Source organism: Burkholderia sp. Bp9016 (genome assembly GCF_003857765.1).
Taxonomy (GTDB): domain Bacteria; phylum Pseudomonadota; class Gammaproteobacteria; order Burkholderiales; family Burkholderiaceae; genus Burkholderia.
Genome location: NZ_QTPY01000030.1, coordinates 58,421 through 70,285, shown reverse-complemented (window position 1 = coordinate 70,285; position 11,865 = coordinate 58,421). Strand labels below are relative to the sequence as shown.

At 62.5% G+C, this 11,865-nt stretch carries 13 protein-coding genes; all 13 read right to left on the bottom strand.

Going from position 1 to position 11,865, the window contains the following annotated elements:
* Nucleotides 1–605: AMP-binding protein (locus DIE13_RS28170; protein ID WP_148094089.1), on the bottom strand; the 605-nt coding region annotated here is incomplete at its 3' end.
* A gap of 245 nt (nt 606–850) precedes the next feature.
* Nucleotides 851–1,276, bottom strand: coding sequence for a F0F1 ATP synthase subunit epsilon (locus tag DIE13_RS28165; RefSeq protein ID WP_096506708.1), 426 nt, complete (start codon nt 1,274–1,276; stop codon nt 851–853).
* A 152-nt stretch (nt 1,277–1,428) separates the two neighbouring features.
* Entirely contained in the window at nt 1,429–2,823 is a 1,395-nt protein-coding gene (gene atpD, locus DIE13_RS28160; protein WP_124830321.1) for a F0F1 ATP synthase subunit beta, read from the bottom strand.
* Nucleotides 2,824–2,889: 66 nt separating this feature from the next.
* Entirely contained in the window at nt 2,890–3,765 is an 876-nt protein-coding gene (gene atpG / locus DIE13_RS28155; RefSeq protein WP_124830320.1) for a F0F1 ATP synthase subunit gamma, read from the bottom strand.
* A gap of 69 nt (nt 3,766–3,834) precedes the next feature.
* Entirely contained in the window at nt 3,835–5,376 is a 1,542-nt protein-coding gene (atpA, locus tag DIE13_RS28150; protein ID WP_124830319.1) for a F0F1 ATP synthase subunit alpha, read from the bottom strand.
* Between the two features lie 48 nt (nt 5,377–5,424).
* Nucleotides 5,425–5,964 carry a F0F1 ATP synthase subunit delta gene (locus DIE13_RS28145; RefSeq protein ID WP_124830318.1) on the bottom strand — a complete coding sequence of 180 codons (540 nt, stop codon included), beginning with the start codon at nt 5,962–5,964 and terminating at the stop codon, nt 5,425–5,427.
* Nucleotides 5,965–5,966: 2 nt separating this feature from the next.
* Nucleotides 5,967–6,437 (bottom strand): F0F1 ATP synthase subunit B, encoded by a 471-nt coding sequence (locus DIE13_RS28140; protein ID WP_124830317.1) that lies wholly within the window; start codon nt 6,435–6,437, stop codon nt 5,967–5,969.
* A 128-nt stretch (nt 6,438–6,565) separates the two neighbouring features.
* Nucleotides 6,566–6,835: a F0F1 ATP synthase subunit C gene (gene atpE / locus DIE13_RS28135; protein ID WP_025990054.1), complete on the bottom strand. Its 270-nt coding sequence runs from the start codon at nt 6,833–6,835 to the stop codon at nt 6,566–6,568.
* 77 nt (nt 6,836–6,912) lie between these two features.
* Complete coding sequence (gene atpB, locus DIE13_RS28130; RefSeq protein WP_124830316.1) at nt 6,913–7,764, bottom strand: F0F1 ATP synthase subunit A; 852 nt, start codon at nt 7,762–7,764, stop codon at nt 6,913–6,915.
* Nucleotides 7,765–7,875: 111 nt separating this feature from the next.
* Complete coding sequence (locus DIE13_RS28125) at nt 7,876–8,412, bottom strand: ATP synthase subunit I (protein WP_124830315.1); 537 nt, start codon at nt 8,410–8,412, stop codon at nt 7,876–7,878.
* A 559-nt stretch (nt 8,413–8,971) separates the two neighbouring features.
* Nucleotides 8,972–10,102 carry an SLC13 family permease gene (locus tag DIE13_RS28120; protein WP_124830314.1) on the bottom strand — a complete coding sequence of 377 codons (1,131 nt, stop codon included), beginning with the start codon at nt 10,100–10,102 and terminating at the stop codon, nt 8,972–8,974.
* Between the two features lie 13 nt (nt 10,103–10,115).
* A complete protein-coding gene (locus tag DIE13_RS28115; protein WP_124830313.1) occupies nt 10,116–11,009 on the bottom strand; it encodes a ParB/RepB/Spo0J family partition protein in 894 nt (297 codons plus the stop codon).
* A 31-nt stretch (nt 11,010–11,040) separates the two neighbouring features.
* Nucleotides 11,041–11,820, bottom strand: a complete 780-nt coding sequence (locus tag DIE13_RS28110; RefSeq protein WP_124830312.1) for a ParA family protein — start codon at nt 11,818–11,820, stop codon at nt 11,041–11,043.
* Between the last annotated feature and the right edge of the window lie 45 nt (nt 11,821–11,865).

The following is an 11,865-nucleotide window of genomic DNA, read 5'->3' as shown; positions in this document are numbered from 1 at the left end:
ACGTCGAGCGAATCGCGGCCGCGCGCCATCACGTCCGCGAAGCGGAACATCCCGGCCGGCGCGACCTCGCCCATCGACACGACCGTGCGCAGGCTCGGCAGCCGCGCCGCATGCAGGTCGCCCGGCGTCGCGCTCGCGAGCTCGGGGGCGATGGTCTGCAGCATCTCGACGTACGCCGAGCTCTTGAAGCGCTCGGCTGCGATCACGGCCTTGCAGCCGACCTTGTTCAGCGCGTATTCGAGCTCCGCGAGCCGATAGGCCGGATTGATGTTGACGAGGATCGCACCGATGCGCGCGGTCGCGAACTGCGTGAGCAGCCATTCGCTGCGGTTCGGCGACCAGATGCCGACGCAATCTCCCTTCGCGATGCCGAGCGCGACGAGGCCGGCCGCGAGCACGTCGATCTCGTGCGCGAACTCGCGCCACGTCCAGCGCACCTGCTGTTCGCGGAACACGACGGCCGGACGATCGGGAAAGCGGCCGGCCGTGTCGAGCAGGAACCGGCCGATCGTCGCTTCGGAGAGCGGTACGCCTGTCTCGCCGCGCACGTACGACAGTCCGTTTTCGGGCGCGATCAGCGCCGCCTTGCCAAGGTCTGCTGCCATCAATGTCTCCATCCGTTTTTGTCTGATCGGCCCGGGCGAGCGACTGACGCACGCGCCCGCTCTACCGCCATTGGGGCGGACAGCCTCACCGCGGATGATGCCGCGCTCCGCTGACGACACTCTGACATCAAATCGCGGCGGACGGATGAAATAGCACGACCGGACAAAACGACGCGGAAACGGGCCACGGGCGAAAAAAAAGCAGCCCGGAGGCTGCTTTCTTTCGCGAGGTACGCGCGCGCGGCTTAGTGCCGGCTGCGAACCTTCGCCAGACGCTGGATCGCTTCGAGCTGCGCCATCGCGGTCGCGAGCTCCGATTGCGCCTTTGCGAGGTCGAGGTCCGACTTCGCGTTCTGCAGCGTTTCCTCGGCACGCTTGCGCGCTTCCTCGGCTTTCGCCGCGTCGAGGTCCTTGCCGCGGATCGCGGTATCGGCGAGCACCGTCACGGCGCCCGGCTGCACTTCGAGAATGCCGCCTGCGACGAACACGAATTCGTCGTTGCCGCCCTCGACTTCGATGCGTACCGCACCCGGACGAATCCGCGTGATCAGCGGCGTGTGACCCGGCAGAATACCCAGCTCACCCGTTTCGCCCGGCAGCGCGACGAATTTCGCCTGGCCCGAGAAGATCTGCTCTTCCGCGCTGACGACGTCTACTTTGATGGTTGCCATATCGACTCCTGTCGACGAGTGCCCGCGCCTGCGGCGCGCACCCTCGTCCCATGCACGGCGGGTTGAGCGTATTACGTGGGCGCCGTGTCTCCTGTCGCCAGTGCTACAGGAGAATCAACGGCCAACGGCGCCCGCGGCGTTACACCCGACCCTTACTGGATCTTCTTGGCCTTTTCGAAGGCTTCGTCGATCGTGCCGACCATGTAGAACGCCTGTTCCGGCAGGTGGTCGCACTCGCCGTCGACGATCATCTTGAAGCCACGGATCGTTTCCTTCAGCGGTACGTACTTGCCCGGCGAGCCCGTGAACACTTCTGCGACGTGGAACGGCTGCGACAGGAAACGCTGGATCTTACGCGCACGTGCGACCGACAGCTTGTCTTCCGGCGACAGTTCGTCCATGCCCAGAATCGCGATGATGTCGCGCAGTTCCTTGTAGCGCTGCAGCGTCTGCTGAACGCGACGCGTGATCGTGTAGTGCTCTTCGCCGATCACGTTCGGGTCGATCTGGCGCGAGGTCGAGTCGAGCGGGTCGACTGCCGGGTAGATACCCAGCGAAGCGATGTCACGCGACAGAACGACGGTTGCGTCCAGGTGGCCGAAGGTCGTAGCCGGCGACGGGTCGGTCAAGTCATCCGCAGGGACGTACACGGCCTGGACCGACGTAATCGAGCCCTTCTTGGTCGACGTGATGCGTTCCTGCAGCTTGCCCATTTCTTCAGCCAGCGTCGGCTGATAGCCCACTGCCGACGGCATACGGCCCAGCAGTGCCGACACTTCGGTACCGGCCAGCGTGAAACGGTAGATGTTGTCGACGAAGAACAGCACGTCGAGGCCTTCGTCACGGAAGTGCTCGGCCATCGTCAGGCCGGTCAGCGCGACGCGCAGACGGTTGCCCGGCGGCTCGTTCATCTGGCCGTACACCAGCGCGACCTTGTCGAGAACGTTCGAGTCCTTCATTTCGTGGTAGAAGTCGTTCCCTTCACGGGTACGCTCGCCCACGCCCGCGAACACGGAGTAACCGCCGTGTTCCTTCGCGATGTTGTTGATGAGCTCCATCATGTTGACGGTCTTGCCCACGCCAGCACCGCCGAACAGACCCACCTTGCCGCCCTTTGCGAACGGGCAGATCAGGTCGATAACCTTGATACCCGTTTCGAGCAGTTCGGTCGACGGCGACAGTTCGTCGAACGCCGGAGCCTTCTGGTGGATCGAGCGCGTCACGTCGCTCTCGATCGGGCCAGCTTCGTCGATCGGACGGCCGAGCACGTCCATGATACGGCCGAGGGTCGGCTTGCCGACCGGTACCGAAATCGGCTTTGCCGTGTTCTTCACGGTCAGACCGCGGCGCAGGCCATCGGATGCACCCAGACAGATGGTACGGACCACGCCGTCGCCCAGCTGCTGCTGGACTTCGAGCGTCAGTTCCGAGCCATCGAGAATGAGCGCGTCGTAGATCTTCGGCATGCTTTCGCGCGGGAATTCCACGTCGATAACGGCGCCGATGCACTGTACGATCTTGCCTTCTACCAAAGCAGCAGTACTCATCGCTTTTCCTTTAAATACCTGATTCTTTACTCGCGCAAGGGCGCAGTTGTCGTCCGGGGCGCGCGCTTAAACAGCGGCTGCGCCGCCGACGATCTCCGACAGTTCTTTGGTAATCGCGGCCTGACGGCTCTTGTTGTACACGAGCTGCAGTTCGCTGATCACCGTCTTCGCGTTGTCGGACGCAGCCTTCATCGCGACCATCCGCGCCGATTGCTCGGACGCCATGTTTTCCGCGACGGCCTGGTACACCAGCGCCTCGACGTAACGCACGAGCAGTTCGTCGACGACAGCCTGTGCGTCCGGCTCGTAGATGTAATCCCACGACGTCGACGGCGTGCCGTCATCCGCTTCGAAGTGTTCCGAAGACAGCGGCAGCAGTTGCTCGATCACGGCTTCCTGCTTCATCGTGTTGATGAAGCGCGTGTACGCGATATAAACCGCCGACAGCTTGCCTTCCGAGTACAGATCGAGCTGCGTCTTGACCGCGCCGATCAGCTTGTCCAGGTGCGGGGTATCGCCGAGGTGTACGACCTGCGACATCACCTTCGCGCCGAAGCGATTCAGGAACCCGAGGCCCTTGCTACCGATTGCGGTGGCTTCGACCTTCTGGCCCCTCTCTTCCAGCTCCTTGAACTTCTGCACCGTCGCACGCAGCACGTTGGTGTTCAGACCGCCGCACAGACCCTTGTCGGTCGTGACGAGGATGATGCCGGCCGTCTTCACGCCGTCGTTCGCCACCATGAACGGGTGGCGGTATTCCGGGTTCGCGCGGCTCATGTGCGCGGCGATGGCACGGACCTTGTCCGCGTACGGACGAGCTGCGCGCATGCGTTCCTGCGCGCGGCGCATCTTCGATGCGGCCACCATCTCCATCGCCTTCGTGATCTTGCGCGTGTTTTGCACGCTCTTGATCTTGCCGCGAATTTCCTTCATTCCAGCCATAGCTTGCTCCTTGACCGAAGCGGCGCGGGCGCATCAGCACCCGCGCGGCCTCAGTGTGTCACTCGCGGATCAATAGGCACCCGACTTCTTGAAGGACTCGATTGCAGCGCGCAGCGCGCCTTCGTCGTCCTTCGAGAGATCCTTGGTGTCTTCGATGCGCTTGATGAGGTCAGCGTGGCTGGTCTTCAGGTTGTCGCGCAGGCCCTTCTCGAACGCGAGCACTTGCTTCACGTCGAGGTCGTCGAGGTAGCCGTTGTTCGCGGCGTACAGCGACACGGCCAGTTCCCAGACCTGCAACGGCTGGTACTGCGGCTGCTTCAGCAGTTCCGTCACGCGGCGGCCGCGCTCGAGCTGCTTGCGGGTCGCTTCGTCGAGGTCCGATGCGAACTGCGCGAATGCAGCGAGTTCACGGTACTGCGCGAGGTCGGTACGAATACCGCCCGACAGCTTTTTCACGACCTTCGTCTGAGCGGCGCCACCGACTCGCGACACCGACACGCCGGCGTTGATTGCCGGGCGGATGCCTGCGTTGAACAGGTCGGTTTCCAAGAAGATCTGGCCGTCGGTAATCGAGATCACGTTCGTCGGAACGAACGCGGTCACGTCGCCAGCCTGCGTTTCGATGACCGGCAGTGCCGTCAGCGAACCGCTCTTGCCCTTCACTTCGCCGTTCGTGAACTTCTCGACGTACTCTTCCGACACGCGAGCTGCACGCTCCAGCAGACGCGAGTGCAGATAGAACACGTCGCCCGGGTATGCTTCACGGCCCGGCGGGCGGCGCAGCAGCAGCGAGATCTGACGGTATGCCCAGGCTTGCTTGGTCAAGTCGTCATAGATGATCAGCGCGTCTTGGCCGCGGTCGCGGAAGTACTCGCCCATCGTGCAGCCGGCGTACGGTGCCAGATACTGCATTGCGGCGGAATCCGATGCCGAAGCGGCGACGACGATCGTGTATTCCATCGCGCCCGTTTCTTCGAGCTTGCGAACCACGTTCATGATCGACGAAGCCTTCTGGCCGATCGCGACGTAGATACAGATCAGGTCCTTGCCCTTCTGGTTGATGATCGCGTCGAGCGCCACCGCGGTCTTGCCGCACTGACGGTCGCCGATGATCAGCTCACGCTGGCCACGGCCGATCGGCACCATCGCGTCGATCGACTTGATGCCCGTCTGCACCGGCTGCGACACCGACTTGCGCCAGATCACGCCCGGGGCGATCTTTTCGATCGCGTCGGTCAGCTTCGCGTTGACCGGGCCCTTGCCGTCGATCGGGTTGCCGAGCGCATCGACCACGCGGCCGATGAGTTCCGGACCAACCGGGACTTCCAGAATGCGGCCCGTCGTCTTGACGATGTCGCCTTCCGAGATGTGTTCGTATTCGCCGAGAATCACCGCGCCGACCGAGTCGCGCTCGAGGTTCAGCGCGAGGCCGAACGTGTTGCCCGGGAACTCGAGCATTTCGCCCTGCATCACGTCCGACAGGCCGTGGATACGCACGATACCGTCGGTCACGGAGATCACGGTGCCCTGGTTGCGAACGTCTGCGCTCGCTTCAAGGCCCTGGATCCGGCTCTTGATCAGCTCGCTGATCTCAGAGGGATTGAGTTGCATTATTCGCTCCTGATAGTCAATTCTGTTGCGTGCCGGCTGCCTGGGCGCTCAAGCGCACAAGGCTGTCTGCATGCTGGCGAGCCGCGCGCGGACCGAGGTATCGAGCACTTCGTCGCCGACCGTCACGCGCACGCCGCCGATCAGCGACGCATCGGTCAGGACAGTCGGCTTCAGCTTGCGCTTGAACTTGCGTTCGAGGCTGGCGAGGAGTTCGGTGAGCTGTGCGCCTTCGAGCGGAAACGCGCTGACGATCTGCACGTCGGCGGCGCCTTCGCGCGCATTCTTCAGTTCGTCGAACTGTACGGAGATTTCCGGCAGCAGCGCGATACGGTGATTTTCGACCAGCATCTGCACGAAGTTCTTCGCTTCCGCGCTGGTCGCGAGCGGCGACTTCACCGCGGCGAGCAACAGCTCGTTGACCTGCGCGCGGCTCACTTTCGGGCTCGACGCGACGGACAGCACTTCGGGCAGTTGCGCAACCTGAGCCAGCTCTTGCACGAGCGTGGACCAGGCGGCGATATCACCACCCTCGGCCACGCGGAACAGCGCTTCTGCGTAAGGGCGGGCGATGGTTGCAAGTTCGGCCATGATCAGAGCTCGGCTTTCAGTTGATTCAGCAGTTCGGCGTGGGCCGTTTGATCGACTTCGCGCTTCAGGATCTGCTCGGCGCCCTTGACCGCCAGCGTGGCGATTTCGCCGCGCAGCGTTTCACGCGCCTTCACGATTTGCTGATCCGCGTCCGCCTTCGCCTGAGCGATGATGCGGGCGGCTTCGGCATGGGCTTGAGCCTTGATTTCTTCGGCCACGGCCTGCGCGCGCTTTTCAGCGTCGGCAATGCGTTGTTGACCGTCGTTACGGGCTTGCGCGAGCTCCTGATCGACGCGCTTGTGCGCCGCTGCGAGTTCCGCCTGACCCTTTTCCGCGGCGGACAGGCCGTCGGCAATTTTCTTCGAGCGCTCGTCGAGGGCGTTGACCAACGGCGGCCACACGAATTTCATCGTGAACCACGCGAGGATCAGGAACACGACCATTTGCGCAAACAGGGTTGCGTTGAGATTCACGGTGTTTCCTTATCTGCTATTCCGGAAATTGAAACGAGGAGGAGCGCGTCGAAAATGAATTCGATTGGCGCTCGTCATCCGTTCCACCCTGCGCCGGCTCGTCGCTGGCGCAAATCTTCCGAGGAACCTTAGCCTGCGAGCTTCGACAGGAGCGGGTTCGCGAATGCAAACAGCATTGCCACACCAACGCCGATCAGGAACGCCGCGTCGATCAGACCAGCCAGCAGGAACATCTTCGTTTGCAGCGGGTTGATCAGCTCAGGCTGACGTGCGCATGCTTCGATGTACTTGCCACCCATCAGACCGATACCGATACAGGCGCCGATCGCACCCAGGCCGATGATGATACCGATACCGATAGCGGTCAGACCTTGGATGTTGGCGATGAAAGCTTGCATGATCACTCCTTTGTGAAAAGACTTGGAACTGGAATTAAAAGAAAACTAAAAACAAACCTGCTTGATTGTCCGGCTGCTTAGTGCGATTCGTGAGCCTGGCCGAGGTACACCAGCGTGAGCATCATGAAAATGAACGCTTGCAGCAAAACAATCAGGATGTGGAAGATCGCCCAGACGCTACCCGCGAGGATGTGGCCGATGAAGCCGAGCACCGACGCGTCCGCACCGAAGCCCCACATGCTGCCGAGCAACGCGATCAGCAGGAACAGCAGTTCGCCTGCGTACATGTTGCCGAACAGTCGCATGCCGAGCGAAACGGTCTTGGCGACGTATTCAACGATGTTCAGGCCGAGGTTCGGGATCCACAGCAGCGGGTGCGCGCCGAACGGAGCCGACACGAGTTCATGCAGGAAGCCGCCCGGGCCCTTGATCTTGATGCTGTAGTAGATCATCAGCACGAAGACGCCGAGCGCGATGCCGATCGTGCCGTTCAGGTCGGCCGTCGGAACGATGCGGTGATGCGGGATGACTTCCGACAGACCCAGCCAGCCGATCACGCGGCCCGGCAGGTCGACGGGGAGGAAGTCGAGGGAGTTCATCAGCGCGACCCAGACGAACACGGTCAGCGCGAGCGGAGCAATGAAAGTACGATTGCCGTGCACGACAGCCTTCGACTGATCTTCGACCATCTCGACGATCATTTCGATCATGCACTGGAAACGACCCGGGACGCCCGGCGTCGCCTTGCGGGCAGCCATGTACAGGATCAGGATCGTGGCGATACCGCAGACGATCGACCAGAACAACGTGTCGAGATTCCAGACGTGGATATCGAAAATCGACGTCTGATGCGCGGTGGAGAAGTTCTGCAAGTGGTGCGCAATGTACTCGGACGGATCCAGAGCACGCGAGCCTTCGCTGGTTGCCATATCGTTAGTGCCACCCAAATTGTCGAAAATCGGTCTTCCGCTTCACCGCAACACTCTATTGCGGGAACGCGCCTGCGCATGTTCCGGTCGAACTGCGCAAGGTCTCACAGCCTATCGCCAGGCCAACGCAATCCAGTACGTTTTCAGCACGAGCAGGTACGTGATGAGCAGGGGCACCCAGTGCACGCCGGGGTACCACACGGCAATCGCTACGAACAACGCGATCGTCGCTCCCATCTTGAGTACTTCGCCGACCACCCAACCCATCACTGTGTCGGCACCGCCTCGCCTCAAACGCGCCGCGAACAATGCGCTTGGCGCCCAGCCAATCGCTCCGCCCAAAAATGCGGATTGCGCAGCGGCGCCCGGCGGCTTCGAAGAAAACAGCCACCACGCCAGCGTTGCAACCAAGGACAGGACCACTTGCGCGACCACTACCCGGTAGGGCGTGACCCGCGAGGGTCGGCTTACGTCCGGCCCGAACAGCGTTTCCGCTTCGGCCCGCGTAAGCGGAACGATTGTTGTGTCGTCTTGCTGCTCGGCATCCCAGTCGTCGGCGGCTGCATGCCGCTGCCCGACAGCCGGTTCGGTGTTGCGGCGTGCGCTGCGCTCGTCGTGCCCATTGATCGGCTGCTCCTGACTCGCCATCGCTACCTTCCGCAAATTCCCAATCCGCCCCAAACTTTCCGAAAGCTTTCGGGGGTGCCTAGCTAACAAATCCGGGCGATTGTAAGCGATAGTTGCAGGTGATTCAAGGCTTTAGACGCGACAAAAATCTGCGTAAAACGCGTCCTCATCATGTGAAAAACGCGCGAACGAGCGACGTACGATGACAGTTGTAAGGTGGGATTTTCGCGTCGGTACTTCTTGCTGGAAAAGTGTCGCCGCAACGAATGACGCAGAACCGGCGCTCTGCGAGTATCACGGCCACCCGGCAGGCGCACAGGCAAAAAAATCACTGTGAGACGACAGCGAAAAACATCGCAACACAAGGACCAGGAACAAGCGGAACGCTGTGACGACAAACCGCACTCATCGCACGAGACAAGCCAGCCGCGAACCCGCTCGTTCACGCAATGAGTTGCAACGTCACCACAGACGATCGACTGTGGATCGCCGGACTTATCCACAACCCGACAGCCTCGCGGAATGCCGTGCGCCCCCCCGCCCACCGGATCGAACGCCTGTGCCACGCGCTACCGCAGGTTCAGCCGTGCACGAGCAGCCACGCACCGAGCGCGCCGCTGGCGAGTGCAAATGGAATCGACACCAGGTGAAACGGCAGCCACATGCGCGACTCCTTCGCGAGACGCACGGCGATCAGGTTCGCGAGCGAGCCGATCGCGAAACCGAAGCCGCCGACCGATACGCCGAACGCGAGCGCACGCCAGTCGTGCGTGAATTCCGACAGCAGGATCGCGGCCGGCACATTGCTGATACCCTGCGACAGCACCGCGCCCGCGGCAAACACGCGCAACGGCGAATCGAGCTGTGCACGCGCGATTGCTTCGTGAACGACGGGCAGCGCAGCCGCGCTGCGCAGCACGACGAACATCAGCACGAAAATCAGCAGCAGCAGCCAATCGATCTTCAGGACTGCATCACGTTTCGCGACGAGCAGCGCGATTACGACGGCGACGAGGCCCGGCACCGGATGGTGCGCATCGGCGAGCAATACGAATGCACCGAACAGCACCACCGCAAGCAGCGCATGCATGCGTTGCACGGGGACCGTGTCGACGTCTCCGGACAGATCGAGCGGCTTCGCGCGAAACGCACACGCCGTCAGCAAGAGCAGCAGCACCATCAATGCAAGCGCGAGCGGCCCCAGCGTGACGACGAAACGGCCAAACGACACGCCGCTCAATTGCCACAGGAAAAGGTTCTGAGGATTGCCGAGCGGCGTTGCGACCGACCCCGCATTGACGGCCAGCGCGACCACGATCACGAGCCGCCGGAACGGCAGCGGCGTCAGCGCGCGCAGCGACACCATCAGCGGTACGACGACGAACAGCGCGACGTCGTTGGTGAGCCACATCGCAAGCGCGGCCGCGAATATGACGAGCAGCATCGCGAGTCCGCGCTCGGAGTGCACGTGATGCACGATGCGATGCGCAAGCCACATCAGGCACCCGGACAACTCGAGCGCCTTGGTCAGCATCAGCAGGCCGGCCAGCGTCAGCACGGTTTGCCAGTCGACGAGGCCGGTCAGTACGGCAACTGGTTGCGGACGCAACCATTGAAGAATAATCAGTGCAAGCGCCAGCACCGTCAGTACCGGCTCCTGCAACAGCCATCCGAGCCACCGGCGCGGCGCTGCCGCGCCTGTGTTCTCCATCGATCGACTCTCGTTACTCTTCGGCCGCGACGTTGCCGCGCAGGCGCGCGAGAATGCCCTCGAGCGCATCGAGGTTGCCGAAGTCGATGAGCACCTGTCCTCGCCCGCGGCGGCCGAGCTTGATCTTCACCGTCGATGCGAGCAGGTCGGACAGTTCCTCCTCGAGACGACGCGTGTCGCGACCGCCATCGTCCTTCGCACGCGCCTTCACCGCCGGCACTTCCTTGGTCGTGTGCGCGACGAGTTTCTCGGTCTCGCGCACCGACATGCGCTTGTTGACGACCTGGTGTGCAAGCGTGATCTGCGTCGCAGCATCGACCGCGAGCAGCGCGCGCGCATGCCCCATATCGAGATCGCCGGCCAGCAGCATCGTCTGTACCGGCGAAGCGAGGTTCAGCAGACGCAGCAGGTTCGACACCGCGCTACGCGAACGGCCGACCGATTCGGCCGCCTGCTCGTGCGTGAAACCGAACTCGTCGAGCAGACGCTGAATGCCGTGCGCCTCTTCCAGCGGGTTCAGATCCTCGCGCTGGATGTTCTCGATCAGCGCCATCGCGGCGGCAGCCTGATCGGACACATCCTTCACGAGTACCGGCACTTCGTCGAGACCGGCCAGACGTGCCGCGCGGAAACGCCGCTCGCCCGCGATGATCTCGTATTTATCGGACGCAATCGGCCGTACCAGGATCGGCTGCATCACGCCTTGCGCGCGAATGCTGGCCGCCAGCTCCTGCAGGCTACCCTCGTCCATCCGCGTGCGCGGCTGATACTTGCCGGCCTGCAGCTTGCCGAGCGCGAGCGTGTTCGGCGCCCCTTCGATCTTCACCGCTTCGGTGATGTCCGCACTGCCGCCCAGCAGCGCTTCGAGGCCACGTCCCAAGCCCTTCTTCTTTGGTACCGCGTTCATGTCTTTCTTCCTCGCTTCGCTCATGTCCGGATCACGACACCTCGAACGCGCGCACGCGATCGATCATCTCGGCACCGAACTGGAGATACGCCTGCGCACCGCGCGAGTTGCGGTCGAACACGACGCCCGGCAACCCGTAACTTGGCGCTTCCGCCAGGCGCACATTACGCGGAATCACCACGTCGAACACCTTGTCGCCGAAGTGCGCTTTCAGTTGATCGGAGACTTGCTGCTGCAGCGTGATACGCGGATCGAACATCACGCGCAGCAAGCCGATGATCTTCAGGTCGCGGTTCATGTTCGCGTGAACCTGCTTGATCGTGTTGACGAGGTCCGACAGCCCCTCCAGTGCGAAGTACTCGCACTGCATCGGGATCACGACGCCATGCGCCGCGCACAGCCCGTTCAGCGTCAGCAACGACAACGTTGGCGGGCAATCGATCAGCACGAAGTCGTAATCGTCGGCCACGCGCTCGAGCGCGGCCTTCAGCCGGCGTTCGCGGTTGTCGATGTTGATCAGTTCGATCTCGGCGCCGGACAGTTCGCGGTTGGCCGGCAGCACGTCGTACGTGACGCCTTCCGGACGCACGCGCGCGTCGGTCACCGATACGCCGTCGACCAGCACTTCGTACACGGTCGACTCGCAGGAGGCTTTGTCGATCCCGCTGCCCATCGTCGCGTTACCCTGCGGGTCGAGATCGATCAGCAGGACTCGTTGCTCCTGCGCTGCAAGGCTTGCGGCGAGATTGACCGATGTCGTCGTCTTGCCGACGCCCCCCTTCTGGTTCGCAACGCAGAAGATCTTTGCCATCGTTGGTGTGTTCCTCTTACTTCAAACAAATGACGCGCTACCGCG

Coding starts and splice junctions, on each gene's coding strand:
- DIE13_RS28120 (WP_124830314.1), bottom strand. CDS start 10,102: ATGGAGAACACAGGCGCGGCAGCGCCGCGCCGGTGGCTCGGATGGCTG.
- DIE13_RS28165 (WP_096506708.1), bottom strand. CDS start 1,276: ATGGCAACCATCAAAGTAGACGTCGTCAGCGCGGAAGAGCAGATCTTC.
- atpB (WP_124830316.1), bottom strand. CDS start 7,764: ATGGCAACCAGCGAAGGCTCGCGTGCTCTGGATCCGTCCGAGTACATT.
- DIE13_RS28145 (WP_124830318.1), bottom strand. CDS start 5,964: ATGGCCGAACTTGCAACCATCGCCCGCCCTTACGCAGAAGCGCTGTTC.
- atpE (WP_025990054.1), bottom strand. CDS start 6,835: ATGCAAGCTTTCATCGCCAACATCCAAGGTCTGACCGCTATCGGTATC.
- atpD (WP_124830321.1), bottom strand. CDS start 2,823: ATGAGTACTGCTGCTTTGGTAGAAGGCAAGATCGTACAGTGCATCGGC.
- DIE13_RS28110 (WP_124830312.1), bottom strand. CDS start 11,820: ATGGCAAAGATCTTCTGCGTTGCGAACCAGAAGGGGGGCGTCGGCAAG.
- atpA (WP_124830319.1), bottom strand. CDS start 5,376: ATGCAACTCAATCCCTCTGAGATCAGCGAGCTGATCAAGAGCCGGATC.
- DIE13_RS28125 (WP_124830315.1), bottom strand. CDS start 8,412: ATGGCGAGTCAGGAGCAGCCGATCAATGGGCACGACGAGCGCAGCGCA.
- atpG (WP_124830320.1), bottom strand. CDS start 3,765: ATGGCTGGAATGAAGGAAATTCGCGGCAAGATCAAGAGCGTGCAAAAC.
- DIE13_RS28115 (WP_124830313.1), bottom strand. CDS start 11,009: ATGAACGCGGTACCAAAGAAGAAGGGCTTGGGACGTGGCCTCGAAGCG.